Source organism: Treponema sp. OMZ 790 (assembly GCF_024181285.1).
In the GTDB taxonomy this organism is placed as follows: domain Bacteria; phylum Spirochaetota; class Spirochaetia; order Treponematales; family Treponemataceae; genus Treponema_B.
In genome coordinates this window covers 1,385,055-1,402,659 of sequence record NZ_CP051201.1, presented here as the reverse complement: position 1 = coordinate 1,402,659, position 17,605 = coordinate 1,385,055, and the positions used below count along the sequence as shown (strand labels likewise).

15 protein-coding genes are annotated in these 17,605 nt (G+C 40.2%); 11 read left to right on the top strand and 4 right to left on the bottom strand.

Going from position 1 to position 17,605, the window contains the following annotated elements:
• Positions 1-6: 6 nt before the first annotated feature.
• The 6 genes from E4O01_RS06810 to ruvB all read left to right on the top strand — a co-directional run bounded on the left by E4O01_RS06810 (position 7) and on the right by ruvB (position 8,975).
• Entirely contained in the window at positions 7-1,581 is a 1,575-nt protein-coding gene (locus E4O01_RS06810) for a spiro-SPASM protein (protein ID WP_253695028.1), read from the top strand.
• Complete coding sequence (locus tag E4O01_RS06805) at positions 1,556-2,509, top strand: glycosyltransferase family protein (protein WP_253695027.1); 954 nt, start codon at positions 1,556-1,558, stop codon at positions 2,507-2,509. Before E4O01_RS06810 ends, E4O01_RS06805 begins: the two co-directional genes overlap by 26 nt.
• Positions 2,506-5,118 (top strand): bifunctional glycosyltransferase/class I SAM-dependent methyltransferase, encoded by a 2,613-nt coding sequence (locus tag E4O01_RS06800; RefSeq protein WP_253695026.1) that lies wholly within the window; start codon positions 2,506-2,508, stop codon positions 5,116-5,118. Before E4O01_RS06805 ends, E4O01_RS06800 begins: the two co-directional genes overlap by 4 nt.
• Positions 5,115-6,605 (top strand): glycerol kinase GlpK, encoded by a 1,491-nt coding sequence (gene glpK / locus E4O01_RS06795; RefSeq protein WP_253695025.1) that lies wholly within the window; start codon positions 5,115-5,117, stop codon positions 6,603-6,605. Before E4O01_RS06800 ends, glpK begins: the two co-directional genes overlap by 4 nt.
• Before the next feature lie 151 nt (positions 6,606-6,756).
• Positions 6,757-7,932 (top strand): iron-containing alcohol dehydrogenase, encoded by a 1,176-nt coding sequence (locus tag E4O01_RS06790; protein ID WP_253695024.1) that lies wholly within the window; start codon positions 6,757-6,759, stop codon positions 7,930-7,932.
• 11 nt (positions 7,933-7,943) lie between these two features.
• On the top strand, positions 7,944-8,975 hold the full coding sequence (gene ruvB, locus E4O01_RS06785; RefSeq protein WP_253695023.1) for a Holliday junction branch migration DNA helicase RuvB: 1,032 nt from the start codon (positions 7,944-7,946) through the stop codon (positions 8,973-8,975).
• Positions 8,976-9,013: 38 nt separating this feature from the next.
• Here ruvB and E4O01_RS06780 read toward each other — a convergent pair whose 3' ends face one another.
• Together E4O01_RS06780 and E4O01_RS06775 are read right to left on the bottom strand one after the other, a co-directional pair.
• On the bottom strand, positions 9,014-10,030 hold the full coding sequence (locus tag E4O01_RS06780) for a class I SAM-dependent methyltransferase (RefSeq protein WP_253695022.1): 1,017 nt from the start codon (positions 10,028-10,030) through the stop codon (positions 9,014-9,016).
• Positions 10,031-10,663 carry a redox-sensing transcriptional repressor Rex gene (locus tag E4O01_RS06775; RefSeq protein ID WP_253695021.1) on the bottom strand — a complete coding sequence of 211 codons (633 nt, stop codon included), beginning with the start codon at positions 10,661-10,663 and terminating at the stop codon, positions 10,031-10,033. It abuts the gene before it with no gap.
• 374 nt (positions 10,664-11,037) lie between these two features.
• Here E4O01_RS06775 and dxs point away from each other — a divergent pair, with 374 nt between their 5' ends.
• The 5 genes from dxs (at position 11,038) to E4O01_RS06750 (ending at position 15,998) form a co-directional block, all read left to right on the top strand.
• Positions 11,038-12,981 carry a 1-deoxy-D-xylulose-5-phosphate synthase gene (gene dxs / locus E4O01_RS06770; protein ID WP_253695020.1) on the top strand — a complete coding sequence of 648 codons (1,944 nt, stop codon included), beginning with the start codon at positions 11,038-11,040 and terminating at the stop codon, positions 12,979-12,981.
• Between the two features lie 3 nt (positions 12,982-12,984).
• The gene (cdaA, locus tag E4O01_RS06765) at positions 12,985-13,809 is read left to right on the top strand and encodes a diadenylate cyclase CdaA (protein ID WP_253695019.1); all 825 of its coding nucleotides are present in this window, start codon (positions 12,985-12,987) and stop codon (positions 13,807-13,809) included.
• Positions 13,799-14,758 carry a CdaR family protein gene (locus E4O01_RS06760; RefSeq protein ID WP_253695018.1) on the top strand — a complete coding sequence of 320 codons (960 nt, stop codon included), beginning with the start codon at positions 13,799-13,801 and terminating at the stop codon, positions 14,756-14,758. The genes cdaA and E4O01_RS06760 overlap by 11 nt, the downstream gene beginning before the upstream one ends.
• 4 nt (positions 14,759-14,762) lie before the next feature.
• The gene (locus tag E4O01_RS06755; RefSeq protein WP_253695017.1) at positions 14,763-15,134 is read left to right on the top strand and encodes a holo-ACP synthase; all 372 of its coding nucleotides are present in this window, start codon (positions 14,763-14,765) and stop codon (positions 15,132-15,134) included.
• Between the two features lie 75 nt (positions 15,135-15,209).
• The gene (locus E4O01_RS06750; protein WP_253695016.1) at positions 15,210-15,998 is read left to right on the top strand and encodes an Rpn family recombination-promoting nuclease/putative transposase; all 789 of its coding nucleotides are present in this window, start codon (positions 15,210-15,212) and stop codon (positions 15,996-15,998) included.
• Positions 15,999-16,068: 70 nt separating this feature from the next.
• On the opposite strand, the gene E4O01_RS06745 is transcribed toward E4O01_RS06750, so the two are convergent.
• Positions 16,069-16,704 (bottom strand): ABC-2 transporter permease, encoded by a 636-nt coding sequence (locus E4O01_RS06745; RefSeq protein ID WP_253695015.1) that lies wholly within the window; start codon positions 16,702-16,704, stop codon positions 16,069-16,071.
• Between the two features lie 40 nt (positions 16,705-16,744).
• A complete protein-coding gene (locus tag E4O01_RS06740; protein WP_253695014.1) occupies positions 16,745-17,596 on the bottom strand; it encodes an ABC transporter ATP-binding protein in 852 nt (283 codons plus the stop codon).
• Positions 17,597-17,605: the final 9 nt, after the last annotated feature.

Below are 17,605 nucleotides of genomic sequence, written 5' to 3'. Positions count from 1 at the left end.
AGAGCTATGAAGTCTTTTGTTGTTTTATCCGCTTATGATCTTTCGGAATATTCGTTTAAAAAACTTGAAAACGGTATAATACCTTTTGAAGCCTCTTTCCGTGCGGCTGCAGCTTTTCCGTATTGTAAAAAAATTGTCGTTTTAACTTCTGCTTCATGTGAAGCCCGTATCATTTCGATATTGAAAAATATAAATTTGACGGATGTAAATTCGGTAGAGTGGAAGGTTAGGGCTTTGTCAAAAATAACCCCTCAACTTGTATTTTCGGAGGCTGCAAAAGAAGCCGAATTGGAATCTTCCGGTTTTGAAAATGTTTTTTTTCTGCACGGAGATGAACCCTTTATCGATTTAAGCGCAACAGAAAAACTTTTTAAACAGCATCTGGAATACAGGGCTGAATACAGCTTTGCTGACGGATACCCTGAGGGGCTTCTTCCCGAAATTCTTGCCTCAAGTCTTTGTCCTATTCTTGCAAAGCTTTCCGAAAACGAAACCTCATTTGAGCGTTCTTTTATTTTTGATACGATAAAAAAAGAAATAAACAGCTATGATATTGAAACCATGATAGCTCCCTTCGATTTAAGACATCTGCGTCTTAGATTTGCGGCCGACTCAAAGCGTAATGCTCTTTTATGCAGCCGCTTTGCAGGAATAAATGCAGAAAACTATGCAGCCTTGATAGAAGAAAAAAAAGCCGAGCTTTTTACTCTGCCTGCATATTACGGGATAGAAATAAATTCTTCTTATCCTCTTAAATCAATATATAAGCCTAATGAGTTTTTAAAACCCGAAGAAAAAAAAGAAATGGATAAGGATCGTCTTTTTTCTCTTATCGAAAAAATTGCAGAATATTCGGATGATGCCGTAATTTCTCTTTCGATTTTCGGTGAGCCTTCAATGTACAGCGGCACTCTTTCGGTAATCGAAAAAATTTTATCTTTTCCAAAGTTGTCCGTTTTGATTGAAACTTGCGGTTTATATTGGCCTTCATCATTTATAGACAGGCTTGAAAAAATTATTGCAGCATCTCCAAAGCGAAAAAACAAAATGCTTTCCGTCTATTGGATTGTGTGTATTGATGCGGTAAGTTCAGGGATGTATGCTAAGGTGCACGGACTTACTGAAGATGAAGCGAACGTCAAATTAAAACAAGCTCTTACCTTTACCGACAGTTTAAAAAAAGTTTTCCCCGATGCCGTATGGGCCCAGATTATGCGTATGAAAGAAAACGAGATAGAGGTTGAGCCTTTTTACCGTTTTTGGAAAAATTTAGGCGTGAATGTAATTATTCAAAAATACGACACCTTTTGTAAACTGCTTGAAGATAAAAGAGTTGCCGATTTGTCTCCTTTTAATCGCCATCCTTGTTGGCATTTAAAAAGGGATATGTATGTTTTAGCTGACGGCTCGGTACCTCTTTGCAAAGAAGATGTTAAACAAGACAATATTTTGGGTAATGCTTTTTCGGATAGTTTAGATTCGATACGTAAAAAACTATTCGAGGTATACAAGCAGCATTTGGAGTGCAGATACGAAGATTTATGCGGACGTTGCGATGAATACTATACCTACAATTTTTAATGAACGAAAAATTCCTTATACGGTCTTAGGAAAAAGCTCAGGCGATTTTAAAGCTCCTGTTTCCGTTTTGGTCTTAAACCGCGGAGCCCGATATTATCTTTCTTCTCTTTTTCAAAACCTGATAGATTTAGGCTTTAACTCCATCGTTTTTGTGGACAGCTCTCAAAGAGGATTTGAACTTGAATCCTTGTCCTCTCAATTTCCTGAAGTGAAATTTTTGGTACCTCTTGAAAAAGTTACTACAGGCGAGATGATTAACCTCGGTATCTCGGAAGTATCTTCGGACTATGTTATGGTTTTGTGGAACGATATGGCTTTATCCTCTTCGGCCTTTCCTGCAAGTGTGATAGATACTCTTACTCAATCGGATGTAATAAGCATCGCTCCTGTTTTAATAGACGAAAAAAATGCGGCAATACCTGTTCAGATCGTTCCCTCTCTTACGCACCGGGATTTTTCGACTGAACAATTTTTGTGTAGAAAAAATTTGACTCATACTATTTATATGTATGATTTTGCAGGTGTTTATAATCGGGAAAAATTTATTGAAATAGGCGGATTTGACTATACAATAGAAAACCCTTATTGGCAAAATTTGGATTTCGGGTTTCGGGCTCATTTGTGGGGTATGGAGATTCTTATTTCAAACCTGTATAAGATGAAATATGCCGGAGCTTCCCCTCTCGAAGATGTTTCCGCAGATGACTCTTATATAAAATTTTATCTAAAAAATTTAGCCCCTCTTGTAGGTAAAAAGGGAGGGAGTCTGCCTTGGTATTTGTTTTTTTCTTATGTAATGAGATCCGGCTTAAATCCGTTTAAGGCTTATAAATATTTTAAGGATGTACAAGATTGGGTGCATATAAACAAATACCGTTTTTTAAAATCACCTCAAGCCTTAATTTATAAATGGGAGCCCAGCATATGATTGGTTTATATGAAGGAACGGCTGTAATTGTTCAAGCCCGATTGAATTCCAAACGATTGGTTAGAAAGGCCTTGCTTAATTTGGGAGATAATCCTATTTTATACCGCGTTTTAGATTCCGTTAGGGCCTTACCTGCCGAGCATTTTATTTTGGCCTGCGATACAAGCTCAAAAAAAGAATTTCAGCCGATAGCAGATGCTGCCGGGTATCTTTGTATTGACGGTTCGGAAGAAGATGTGTTAAAAAGATTTTGCGATGCCGTCGAATTTATAAATTCCAATTTTCCGAATAAGCCTGTTAAAGCCATTGTCCGGGTTACAGCCGATAATCCGTTTCTTTTTGTTCAGGCAGCGGAAGCATCAATGCGCCGTTACTTTGAATTGGGGGAGCCCGATTATTTTACATATACGGGGCTTCCGCACGGATCCGGAATAGAAATTATTAAGGCTGCTTCTCTTTTAAAGGCTGCTTCTGAAACGGATGATTCTTATGCTCATGAACATGTAGCTCCTGCAATTTACAGTCATCCGGATAAATATCGATGCATTAGAGAAACGGCTCCGCCTGCCTGGTACTATCCTGAATTGCGTACTACTGTCGACACGGCCGAAGATTACGAAAAAGCAAAAGAGGTTTATAAGTATTTAGTTTCCCATAAAAAAACTCCGCCTTTTGTTCCGTCCGATATTGTCGAAGCCGTAAGCTATGCCGATAGAACTGTAGTCTTTTGTCCTTCTGTTACCCCGGGAAGAGGCAGCGGACACTTACACAGGGTCTGCGATTTAGTCGGTGCTCTTTTAGGAAAGTTAAGATGTTTGATCTATATACCTCAATCGGATTATCCTAACTTTTCAAAATCTCTTTTAAATTCCATTCCTTCAGATATAATTATAAACGAATTTCCGCAAAAGGCAGCTTTAATAGTATTGGACAGATTTAGAACTTCCGAAGATGAAATGACTTTTTTTAAACACCGCGGACCCGTTGTTGTAATAGATGAAGGCGGTCCCGGCCGAAAATTAGCGGATTTTATTTTGGATATTCTTCCGTCGCTTAGAACCGGTAATTCCAATGAAGAATCTTTAATGCCTGAAAATTCTCCGAATATATTTTCTCCCGAATTTATTTCTCTCCCGGTAAACCGCAAAAAGAATTTCAACAAATTATATAAAAATAAACGCATACATTTAACGCCTGAAAAGACAAAGGTTCTTGTAGTATGCGGCGGAGAAAATTCTTATAGGATGACATTGCCTATTGCCCAAATTTTGGCTTCCCTTAAATTTGATGTTTCTGCGATAGACATAAATTTAAGTTTTGAAGATATAAAACGCTGTGAAGGAAAAATAAAAGCTTTTTCACGAATTGAAAATTTAAAAGAGAGACTTTATGAGTGGGATTTGGTTGTAACGCATTACGGTTTTACAGCCTTTGAAGCTCTGGCCGCAGGATGTTATGTGCTCTTGGTTTCTCCGACCGATTATCATTATAAGTTGGGCTTGGCTTCAGGCTTTACGGCTCTTCCTGCGGGGATTCCTTCGGTTATAAATTTTGCGGATGCGTTTTCTCATGGAATTAAAATTCCTAAAATTATTAGCCCCGATTCTAAAACCGGACATTTACCTTCTTTAATAAAAAGTTTATCGTTTGGTACAAAACATTTATGTCCTATCTGCGGGGAGGATGGAACTTCCGAAATTACGGCTCGGACTCCCGATAGAACTATGGCTCATTGTCTGCGCTGCGGTATGTATCATATTTCGTTTATAGTAGCTCCTCCAAAGCAATACACCAAAACTTATTTCTTTGATGAGTACAAAGCTCAATACGGTAAAACCTATTTGGAAGATTTTGAGTCGATAAGAAAACAGGGGATGCGCCGAATGGAAATTATCGATAAACTCTATATCGATATTTTTTACCGAAAAAGAGAGTACAGTATTTTTGATGGGGAAAAGAAAATATTGGATATAGGCTGCGCTTACGGCCCCTTCGTTCTTGCTGCAAAATATTCGGGCTGGTATGCTGTAGGAACCGATATTTCCGAATCTGCAGTACAATATGTAACCGATACCTTAAAACTCCCTGCCTTTGTTTCGGCTTTTCCTGCTCTTCCTCAATGTTATGAGTATATCTACCAAAAACAAATGACAGGAAGCGGCTTTGAGTCGGTTTCAGTTCATATAGAAAATTCAAGTTTTGCTGCCTTGAGTATGTGGTTTGTTATCGAGCATTTTAGGGATTTGGACTCCGTTTTAAAAAGGGTAAACGGTTTATTGATGCCGGGAGGCATCTTTGCTTTTTCTACACCTAACTTTTCAGGCGTTACGGGAACGTTTTCGCCCTATAAATTTTTTGCTCAAAGTCCGACGGACCACTATTCGATTTGGGATGCAAAAACAGTTAAAGACCAGCTGAGCCGTTACGGCTTTAAAGTTTTAAAAATCGTTTCGATAGGTCATCATCCTGAAAGGTTTAAATGGTGCGGCAAACTTAAAAAGAACGGAATACTTTGGAATATTGTTTTAGCTATAAGTAAGCTGTTTAAACTCGGAGACAGTATGGAAGTGTATGCTATGAAACAGGGAACCTTGGAGGATGTAAAATGAAAAAATATGTATTAGCCTTTGATCAAGGAACTACGAGCTGCAGGGCTATTCTGTTTGATAAAGACGGAAAAAAAATTGCAACTGCTCAGCAGGAGTTTTCTCAAATTTTTCCTAGGCAGGGCTGGGTCGAACACGATGCCATGGAAATTTGGGGAAAGCAAAGCGGGGTAGCCCGTGAAGTTTTGGAAAGAAGCGGTGTTTCCACCCAAGAGATTGCCGCAATCGGCATTACCAACCAAAGGGAAACAACGGTCGTCTGGAATAAAAACACGGGCCGTCCCGTTTACAATGCCATAGTTTGGCAGTGCCGCAGAACAGCCGATATCTGCGGTGCTCTTAAAGAAAAAGGTCTTTCCGATTCTATCAGAAAAAAAACCGGCTTAATAATCGATGCTTATTTTTCGGGAACCAAGATAAAGTGGATCTTAGACAATGTGCCTGAGGCAAGGTCTATGGCCGAAAAAGGCGAGCTCCTTTTCGGGAACATCGACACATGGCTTATCTGGAATTTGACCCGCGGTAAGGTGCATGTAACCGATTACACAAACGCTTCCCGCACAATGCTTTTTAATATTCACACTCTTGAGTGGGATGAAGAACTTTTAAAAGCCATGGATATTCCTAAAGCCATGCTTCCTCAAGTGAAGCCTTCAAGTTATGTTTATGGCTTTACCGATGAACACACCTTCGGCGGAGCTAATATTCCGATTGCGGGCGCGGCAGGGGATCAGCAGGCTGCCCTCTTCGGCCAAGCCTGTTTTGAAGAAGGCTCTGCAAAGAACACCTACGGTACAGGCTGCTTTATGCTCATGAATACCGGAGAAAAGATAATAGAATCCGAAAACGGACTCCTTACGACTATTGCATTCGGTATAGATAATAGTGTAAAATATGCTTTGGAGGGAAGCAGCTTTATAGCGGGGGCGGCAGTTCAGTGGCTGCGGGATGAGCTAAAGCTTATCTATAACGCCCACGAAACGGAATACTATGCAGGGCTTGTAGACGATACAAACGGAGTCTACTTTGTTCCGGCCTTTTCAGGTCTAGGTGCTCCCTACTGGGATATGTATGCCCGCGGTGCCCTCTTGGGCTTGACAAGGGGAGCAAAAAGAGAGCATATTGTCCGTGCGGTCTTGGAAGCCATAGCCTATCAAACAAAGGATGTTCTTTATGCTATGGAAAGGGATTCCAAGATAAATTTAAAATCGCTCAAGGTTGACGGTGGGGCATGTGCCAATAATTTTTTAATGCAGTTCCAGTCGGATATCTTAAATGTTCCTGTTTTGCGCCCCTTCGAAAAAGAAACGACGGCTTTGGGTGCTGCCTATCTTGCAGGACTTGCAGTCGGCTTTTGGAAGGAACAGGGCGAGATAAAACGGATACAGGACATCGAAAGGGAATTTAGACCGGACATGGAAGAAGAAAAAAGAAGCTCTCTCTATGCCGGATGGAAAAAAGCGGTAGAACGCTCAATGAACTGGGCATAAAGTTTTTATGGAGGTACGATAAACAGCTCGGCAGGAATTCAGCCTCACTGTTTATCTTCCGGTTATTGTATGCGGTTTGTAAATAAACCGCTTGAAAAAACTTTTTTCGGAAACTTAGGTTTCCTGCAAAAAGTTTTTATGGGGGTAAAGTATGTACAATTTTGAATTTGAGGTACCGGTTAAAATTTTATTCGGTAAGGGCAGTATCGAGAACTTAACGTCTGAGATTCTTAAATACGGAAAAAGGGTTCTCCTGTGTTACGGCGGCGGAAGCATCAAAAGAATGGGGCTTTATGACACAATCACAAAAAAACTTGATGAAGCCGGAATTTTTTATAAGGAGCTTTCAGGTATTTCTCCTAATCCCCGTATTGAAGAAGTTGAGGAGGGCATAAAAATAGTCCGCGAAAACAAGCTGGATTTTATCTTACCTGTCGGAGGGGGAAGCACCATCGACTGCTCAAAGGCTGTTTCTGCGGGCGTAAACTATGAAGGAAGTGCATGGGATTTGATCACGGGAAAGGCCGAAATTAAAAACGTTCTACCGATAGGAACAGTCCTTACCCTTTCTGCGACCGGTTCCGAGATGAACGGCGGAGCGGTTATTTCAAACCTTAAAACCAAGGAAAAGCTAGGTTTCGGAGCTCCGTCCCTTCTTCCTAAATTTTCTGTTCTTGATCCCGAATACACCTATTCCGTTCCTAAAAATCAGACAGCCGCAGGTACGGCCGATATTATGAGCCACACCTTCGAGTGCTATTTTACTCTAAATGACGGCGCCTATCTTCAAGACAGATTTGCAGAAAGCATCTTAAAAACCTGTATAGAGTACGGCCCCTTGGCTATTGAAAACCCCGAAAACTACGAAGCCCGCTCAAACCTTATGTGGGCAGGCACTTGGGCTATAAACGGCCTTTTAAGCAGCGGCAAAAAAACGGCTTGGTCGGTTCATCCTATGGAGCACGAGCTGAGCGCTTTTTACGACATCACTCACGGGGTCGGTTTGGCTATCTTAACCCCTCATTGGCTGCGTCATTGCTTAAACGATAAAACCGTAAAAAAGATAGCCGATTACGGCATAAATGTTTGGGGGCTTGCTAAGGGTGAAGATGTTTACAAAACAGCAAAAAAAGCAATCGAGTGTACTTCAGACTTTTTTAAATCTCTCGGCATTCCGATGACCTTAAAAGAAGTGGGAATAGGCGAGGAGCATTTAAAAGAAATGGCGGAAGCTGCCGTTGCTCACCGAGGCAAAAACGGAGTTATCTACGGCTTTCAAGAACTCAGGGCCGATGATGTTTATGCAATCTTTAAGGCAGCTCTTTAAGCGATAAAATTATGAGCGATGATTTTGAGGTAGTGCGCCCGGAAGAGCAGGCCGGGGACGAAAAGGATAGGGCTCTCCGTCCCCGTTCTCTTGCCGACTTTCAGGGGCAGACAAAGGCAAAAGAAAATTTATCCGTCTTTATAAAGGCTGCCCGCGAAAGGGGCGAGAGCTTAGATCATCTTTTTTTAATAGGCCCGCCCGGCTTGGGAAAAACCACCCTTGCCCAAATTACGGCCGGCGAACTCGGTGTAGACTTTAAGGTTACGGGAGCCCCTGCCCTCGATAAGCCCAAGGATTTGGCCGGCATTCTGACCACCCTGACAGAACGCTCCGTCTTTTTTATAGACGAGATTCACCGTCTAAAGCCTGCCATCGAAGAGATGCTTTATATTGCAATGGAAGACTATGAACTCGACTGGATAATAGGGCAGGGGCCGGGAGCAAGAACTGTGCGTATTCCGATTCCACCCTTTACCCTTGTCGGGGCTACTACGAGGGCAGGAATGGTTTCAAGCCCCCTAATAAGCCGCTTCGGCATTGTGGAGCGCTTTGAATTTTACAGCCATGAAGAGCTTGCTTCGATTATAAGCCGTTCCGCTTCCATCCTCGAAATCAAGATAGAAAAAAAAGCCGCCCTTGCCTTGGCCCGCTGTTCCCGCGGAACTCCGCGTGTGGCAAACCGTTTATTGCGGCGTATGAGGGACTTTGCTCAAGTTGCAGGAAAGAGTTCGATTGACGAGATGACAGTCGCCGCAGGTCTAAACCGGCTTAACATCGACAGCCTCGGCCTTGAAACCTATGACAGGCAGATACTCCGTTCCATCATCGAAAATTACTCGGGCGGCCCCGTAGGAGCCGAAACCCTTGCAATCTCTATAGGAGAATCTCAGGACACTCTGGAAGATTATTACGAGCCCTATCTTATCCAGTCGGGCCTTCTCCAACGCACTCCGCGCGGCCGCATGGTTACGCTCAAAGCCTATGAGCATCTGGGACTAAATCCGCCGAGGGTAGGGGATGGGCAAGAGGGGCTTTTTAATTAAACCTGAGACCGGTCTCTTTGATTAGTGGAGAGACCTGCCTATTTGTCTTCTTCTATCACCCACATCTTGTGTATTTTTTGATTTCGAAAGTCTTCGGGGATTGATGCCTTTGTTATATCCCTTACCCTTATCTTTTTTTTGGAAGAATTAATAAGTTCCGATTCATCGAATTTTATCTTTTGAGAATTGGCCGAAAAATAAAGCCTTCCGTTTTTTGACAAAACATCGAGGCATAAAAGGCATAGTTTAAGCCAATCCCTGTTTACATCGAAAACGTCCGCACTTTTTGAATTTGAAAAAGTCGGCGGATCGCAGATAATTAAATCCCATTTTTTTTGTTCTTCGATTGCTTTTTCCAAAAAACGTACAACATCGCTTTTTATAAGCCGAGTTTTATTTTCATCAAAGAGCTTGTTTAGTTTTAAATTTTCCTTTGCCCAGTTTAAGTAGGTATTGGATAGATCTACCGAATCTACCGAAGAGGCTCCGCCCTTTGCCGCATGTACCGAAAAACTACCCGTGTAAGAAAATAGGTTTAAAACTTTTTTCTTCTCTGCTTCTTTAAAAATCATGAGGCGGGCAGGGCGGTGATCCAAAAAAAGACCGGAATCCAAATAGTCTTCTATATTTATGTAGAAGAAACATTCTCCTTCTTTTACCCTTATAAGATTTTTACTTGAGCTTACCTTTTCGTATTGGTTATTGCCTTTTTGCTTTTCCCTCAATTTTGTAAAAATTTTTTCTTTAGGTATAGAAAGGCTTGAGGATGTTGCTTCTTCAATTTCTAAAAGCCATTCCCTTTCTTCTTCTTGAGATTTTTCGTAGGGTCTCTTGTAAAGATAAATCAGCAAAAAAGCTTTTTTTTCGGCAGAACTGTTTATTATACAGTCTTCTTCGGCAAAGTAGATGTCCACGGCAAGAGGAACTTCAGGTATATCTTTGTCATACAGTCTGTAAGCAAAAATACCTTCTCTTCTTGCCCATTTAGATAAATGCTTAAAGCGTTTTTGCAGGCGGTTTTTAAAAAGTTCCGCCTGATATTGATTTTTTTCCATTTATTTTTTTATGCTCATCATAACGCCGAGCATTGCATATCCTGAGCTTAAATCTTCTTTTTGAACGATAACTCCGGCAGGCACATTGATTTTGATGTTCGTAAAATTCCAAATGGCCTTAAAGCCGGCTTTTACTAAGGTATTTGAGGCTTCTTGAGCATATGTTGAAGGTACGGTTAAAATTGCAATTTCGGGTTTATATTCTTTGACTTTTTTTTCCAGTTCATCCATTCCGAAAACCTTAAGCCCATGAATCTCTTTCCCAATTTTCCGTTTATCCGAATCAAAGGCTGCACAGATTTCAAGACCGTGTTCTTTAAGACCCTGATAACCTGAAAGGGCTGTGCCCAAACTTCCGGCTCCTATTACAAAGGCTTTTTTTTGCTTATTCCATCCTAAAAATTTTTCGATAGCTTTTATCAGCTCTTTTACGGGATAGCCTTTTTTCGGCTTACCGACAATTCCTGTGATTGTCAAATCCTTTCTTACCTGAATAGGTTCAAGTTCCAATTCTTCGGCAATAACGGTTCCCGATATGTATTCCAGCTTATCGGCTTCAGCTTTTTTTATAAGCTGAAGATAGGAGGGCAGTCTCCGCACAGATGGAGCCGCCGGCACTTTTTGTTTTGTCATATAATCCTCTAAAAAATAAAAGTATTTACTATCTGATTTTACATCCAAATACTTGTAAATGTCAAGAAAGTCAAGGCTGATTTTAAATTATCCTTAAAAAAATGGAGCTTTAGTCTTGACAAGCTCTCCATTTTGTAATATTATTAACGCTATACTATTTTATTTAAGGAGAGCCGGAATGCCTTGCGGAAAAAAACGAAAACGAAAGAAGATGTCGACGCATAAACGAAAGAAGAAGCTTAGAAAGAATCGACATAAGAACAAGAAATAAATTAGGCGGGGTTTCCCCTAATTGTTCATATCTATAGCTTTCGGTTAAACGGAAGGGGGGCTCAGCTTTGAAGCCCCTTTTTTTTAGATTTCAGCGGAATAGAATGATAAAGAATACCTTATTGAGCAAAATAAAAGGTCCCGAGGACATAAAGCTCCTTTCCTATGATGAACTTAAATCTCTCGCTTTAGAAATACGTAAAGAAATTCTCAATGTAGTAGGACATAACGGAGGGCACCTTGCAAGCAATTTGGGCGTAATTGAGCTTACTCTTGCAATTCACAGGGTGTTTTCAAGTCCTCATGATGCTGTTGTCTGGGATGTGGGGCATCAGTCCTACACACATAAAATGATAACAGGCAGACAATCCCGTTTTTCAACATTGCGCCTTTGGGAAGGCCTTTCGGGTTTTCCGAAAAGAGAAGAAAGTATACATGATGCTTTTAATACAGGGCATGCTTCAACCTCTATTTCTGCTGCTCTAGGTATTCTTGAAGGGAAAAGACTGAATAACGATACAGGAAAGGTTATAGCCGTCATCGGTGACGGAGCAATGACAGGCGGAATGACCTTTGAAGCTCTTTTCAATGCAGGAGAACTAAAAAAAGATTTAATCGTTATAATAAACGATAACAAGATGTCCATAAGCAAAAATACCGGTGCTTTTTCCGAGTACTTGAGCCGCCTCACGATGCATGAAGGCTATCAGCGTTTTAAGTACCTTTTTGACAAGGCTGTGGGTTCGATCCCTCTAATCGGAAATAAACTTAATTCCATAATCTGGCGTTTAAAACGGGGAATGAAGGGTATTTTCTACAAAAACAACATCTTTGTGGATTTCGGTTTTGAATATGTCGGCCCCATAAACGGGCATAACATAAGGGAACTTGAAAAAGTTTTAAAAAACGTAAAAAAATTAAACAGTCCCGTAGTTATGCTTGTCGAGACTATCAAAGGAAAGGGCTATCCCTTGGCTGAAATAAATCCTTCAGCCTTCCACGGAATCGGCCCCTTTAACATTGCCGACGGAAAGGTAGAAAAAAATGATGCATTAACCTTTACTCAAGCCTTCGGAAAAGCTTTGGTAAAAGAAGCAGAAAAGAACTCCAAAATAGCAGCCATAACGGCAGCCATGGAATCGGGAACAGGCCTTTCTTTGTTTCATAACAAATTTCCTGAAAGATTTTTTGATGTAGGCATCGCCGAAAGCCATGCTGTAACCTTTGCCGCAGGACTTGCAGCTGCCGGTATGAAACCCGTTGCCGCTATTTACAGTACGTTCTTACAGCGTGCCGTTGATCAAATTATTCATGATACGGCCTTACAAAATTTACCTGTAATTTTTGCAATTGACCGTGCGGGGCCCGTACCTGCAGACGGAGAAACTCATCAGGGGCTTTTTGACATCTCCTTACTGCGTCCGGTGCCCAACATGACAATCCTATGTCCTGCATCCGAAAAGGAACTTGACTTAATGCTTTCATGGGCCCTTATGCAGGATAAACCTGCTGCAATACGGTATCCCAAAGCCTGCTGCCCGAAAGAAATCCCGGAATTTTCTCTAAGCATCGAAAACGGGCGGGGTGTTTTAATAAAGAATTCCGAAATGAGCCGTATCTTAATAACCTGCACAGGCGGAATGTACGAAGAAGTAAAAGAAGCTTCTGCAATGCTTGCTCATCGAGGTTTATCCACCGATATATATAATGTGAGATTTGCAAAACCGATAGATGAAAAATATTTTTTAAATATCACAAAAAATTATGCCTTTATTCTTTTTGTAGAAGACGGTATGAAAATAGGCAGCTTAAGCTCATACTTGGAATCTCTGGTTTTACATTATTACAATAATAAAACCGGGTATCAAAATAAAAAGACCGATGTGTTAGCCTTTGAAGATATGTTCTTTCCGCATGGAACACGCTCCGAAATTTTTAAGGGTGCAGGAGTTTCCGCCGAGCACATAGCTCAAGCTGCAGAACAGCTTTTTACCGCAAGTCATACCGTTTCCGGCTCAGCGCTTTGTGCATATAATGAGGAGAAGTAAAATATGGAATTGATTAGAAACATTACGGCTTTTTATTCTTCCTACCTGCGGCCTGCATTTGATGTGCTGTTACTGGCATTTTTAATGTATAAGGCCTATCAAATTTTGTTAAAAACTCAGGCTATTCAGCTTATAAAGGGTGCAATGTCGATATTGGTCATTTATGCCGTTGCCATGATTTTTAAACTTGAAACCCTTTTGTGGATTTTAAATACCTTAGGTCCCGGCCTTGTGATAGGTGTCGCCATCGTATTTCAGCCTGAACTTCGTAAAATATTTTTAAAGATAGGGCAGAGCAACTGGCTTAGAACCGGAAAGCACTCAAACCACAGCCATATCGATTCCGTTGTTACTGCTGCCGAAATCTTATCCGATAAAAGGCGGGGAATGCTGGTAGTTTTTATGCGCCGGAATAATTTAAAGGATATTATCGATACGGGAACAAAACTGAATGCAGGGCTTTCATCCAGCCTTTTGGTTACGATTTTCGGGCACGACACTCCTTTGCATGACGGAGCGGCGATTGTACAAAACGGAATGGTTGTTTCGGCAGGCTGCTTTCTTCCTCTTTCGGAGCAGCAGGATATAAGAAAAAGCTTTGGAACACGTCACAGAGCCGCAATAGGTGTTTCCGAAGAAACGGATGCAGTCGTTCTTGTCGTATCCGAAGAGACGGGTGCTTTGAGCCTTGCCTATGATTCCCACCTTTATTACGATTTAAGTGCCGATGAAGTTGTCGCCCAGCTTGAACAGCTTTTGGAAATAAAAAAATATTTTGCTCAAGAAGAATCTGTAGATTTAGCGGAGGCCATGCAGGATGAAAATTAAAAAGATACTTGACAGATTAGCGGAAAATTGGCTTGCAAAGGTTATAAGTTTTGCTCTCGCTATAGTTTTGGTTCAATTATATAAAGGCAGCCTTTTAGAGAAAAAATATTTTTATGCCCCCTTGGTTATCGAAAATTCGGGAGAGCTTGTGCCTGCAGTCAATATTCCGAGATTGGTAAAAATTTCGGTTTGGGGCGATCCTACTATCATAGCTCCGATTCGGGAAGAGCATATTACGGCTTATATGGACTTATCTTCAATAACGGGACCGGGAGATTACCGTATTCCCATACAGGCAAAATTAAAAGGTTTGGCTTCCGATGTATCCGATTTCGAGGTTGAAGTTGAGCCTGCCGATATATGGCTGACTCTCGAAGAGAGCTTATCTAAGAGAGTTAATGTACGCTTAAATTTGGGAGGAAGTCCCGCAGAAAATTATGAAGTATATGAAAGGGATGTAGACCCGGCAACGGTCGAAATAAAGGGCCCTCACTCTGCCGTTTCGCAAATTGAAGAAATGCTTACAAACGGTGTACAAATAGATAATAGAAAAACCGGGTTTTCGGGCTATGTGGATATATTTGCTTCCAATCCGCTTGTTTCGGTAGTTGGAACTTCCCGAATTGCCTATTCGATTAAAATACGGGAGATAGTAAGTGTTCAAACCTATGAGGATATAGCCTTATATTTTGACAATTTAAACGATAAATTGGAAGTCGTACCTAATTCGGTTTTGGGAAATATAACAATAAGAGGAACAAAATCGAATATTTCTTCATGGACACCTCCCGAAAACGTCTTGAGGGTTAATTGTACAAATATAAGTATTCCCGGTATATACAGTCTTCCTGTTCAAGCTGTTGTTCCCGGAAAACTTTCGCTGATTGATGCAAATCCAAAGAACATTCAATTTGAGGTTCGGATAAAAACGGCAAAGTCTTCTGAATAAAAATATGATACTCGGTCTCGGTATAGACATAGTTGAAGTTTCCCGCATTGAAAAATGGCTGAACGATAAAAAGCTCCTTGAAAGGTTTTTTAATAAAGAGGAAATTGAGTATGTGCTTTCAAAGGAAAACGGAGCTGCCCGCTCCCTGGCTGTCCGCTTTGCGGCAAAGGAAGCTTTCGGTAAGGCCCTTGGAACAGGCTTGGCCGGGATAGAGCTAAAAGATATAGCCGTTGCAAATGATAAAACAGGCAGGCCTTTTTTAAAACTTTCCGGCACCGCTCTTGAAGCCTTAAACAAAAAAGGCGGGGAATCTTGTCATCTTTCATTAACCCATGAAAAAACTACCGCCGCCGCCGTTGTTATAATCGAGGCTTGAGATTAAGCGTAATTAAGAATTGTGGAAACTTTTAGTCTTTTATGGTATAATTGTCTATGAGGAGGTGAATACAAGATGCGTAAAAGTTTTGACGAACTGACGATAGCAGATGACTATATGTTTTGCAAAGTCATGCAAGATGAAGAGACTTGCAAAACCTTTCTCGAAATGACCTTAGCCGCTCAAATCGGCAAAATATCATATCTATCATCGCAGAATGCAATAATAACAGGTGCTGAAGCTAAATCAATACGGCTTGATGTCCTAGTCAAAGATGAAAACGGCAAATCTTATGACATTGAAATGCAGGCCGTAAATGAGCACAACCTTCCTAAACGTATGCGATATTATCAGGCAGCTCTTGACATTTTATTTTTAGACAAGGGAGAACATTACAGCAGCCTAAACGACAGTTACATAATATTTCTTTGTCTTTTTGATTCTGTGGGGAAAGGTATGCCCCTTTATACCTTTGAAAATATTTGCCTTGAAGACAGGAAAACGCTCTTAAATGACGGCACAAAAAAGATTATAATCAATGCAAATGCTTTTAGAAAGACGGAAGACAAAGATTTAAGCGGATTTTTAGAATATGTAAAAACCGGAAAGATTACAACAGATTTTACAGGGAGGATAGACAAAATGATTGAAAAACTAAAAACTAACGAACAGGCAAGAAGTGAATACCGCTTTATCTCAACTCTAGAAATGGATGCCCGCCATTACGGCATACAGGAAGGCATAGCCCAAGGCTCATACCAAACAAAACTTGAAACGGCAAAATTGATGATAGCCCATAACTATCCTGTTTCGGAAATATCTCTTATGACAGGTTTGCCTCAAGAGGAGATCGAAAAGCTGTAAAAAATGCCGGACACCGCTGCCTAATGGGAGGCAGGCTGTCGGCATAAAATAAAGTGCTGACTTTATTAAGTTAAAATTCCTTTTTCTCATATATCTTAATGCTCAAAAAAATCGAAATAGGAATAGACAAAATAATGATTGCTGCAAAGATAAATACGTAAGAAGAATTTTCTTTAAAGATATTTAAGAAATTTAAAAAATAGATATTTAACTTTTTGATGCCTGAAAGTACAAAAATAGCCCCCATATATACTACTCCCTTGATGATTTGAGATTTGGCAGAACTCAGATATTCCAAAGGAATAAAGAAAATATTATATATAAATTGAACTATAACAAAGTTTAGAAAAATTATACCCGGTATTTGAAAGTTTTTTTTAAGTAAAAAAGATACTATAAAACTAACTCCCAATAATGTAGTGATCATTAAAAGACCGAATAAAAGTATAATAAGGTAGCGGCTGATAACTATTTCTTTCCGGCTTACAGGCAGGGAGTTTAATAAAATATCTTCTCCCTGTCTTATCCCCTCCTTGCGTTCAACTTTGGTTATCCCCGAAAACAGATGCATGGATACAAGATAAGGGAAGAAAAACATCAAAGGATTATTTGCAGTTGCAAGGATAGGGCCGCATAAAAAGGCTATTAAAAAAAAGTATTTGTTATTCTTTATTTTTCTAATATGTGTTAAAATCAATTGTCTCATAAAATTTCTCCTAACTGTTTATCGAAACTCCCATAAAAACTTAATTTGAAGCCTTTTCATAAAAAAACATGATGTCTTCTAAAGAAGGCTTTTCCATTATTAGGCTTGAAGGAAGACCTTGTTTTTCTTTTGTGAGGGCTTCAAAGCCTACTCCGGTTTTGCGTATTCCTATAAGCTTATTTTCTATTCCGTCTTTTAGCTCATCAAGACCTCCTTTTACCAGAGAGTATTCCGAAAAAACATCGTCCTTTCTCTTTGAAAAAACTATTTCTCCGTTTTTGATAAAGGTGATGTAGTCTGCAATGCGCTCCAAATCGCTTGTAATATGTGTAGAAAAAAAGATGCTCGATTTTCCGTCGCTTATTACGTCATAAAAAATATCCAAAAGCTCCCGCCTTATAATCGGATCTAATCCGCTTGAAGGCTCGTCCATAATTATAAGCCTCGCATGATGGGATAGGGCGACGGCAAGGGAGTACTTGGTTTTCATTCCCTTTGAAAGCTGCATTATTTTTTGATTTTCATCCAGCTTAAATTGAGAAAGATAATTTTTGTAAACCTCCCAATCCCAAGAGCCGTAAAATGAAGCGATAATCTTTGTCATGTCCCTTATCTTTAATTGCTCATAAAAACAAGGCTCATCATACACAAAGCCTATATCTTGTTTTATTGCGTTAAAGTCTTTTTTGCTAGAGCGGCCGAAAATTTCTATATTCCCTGAATCTTTTTTGATTAGCTGCATGATGAGCTTAATCGTTGTGGTTTTTCCGGCTCCGTTTGCTCCAATAAACCCCATCACCGTCCCTTGAGGGATTTGCAAGTTTATGTTTTTAAGACTAAAAGTTTTATAATCCTTGTTTAAGTCTTTTATGTTTAAAATATAATCAATCATAATTAATCC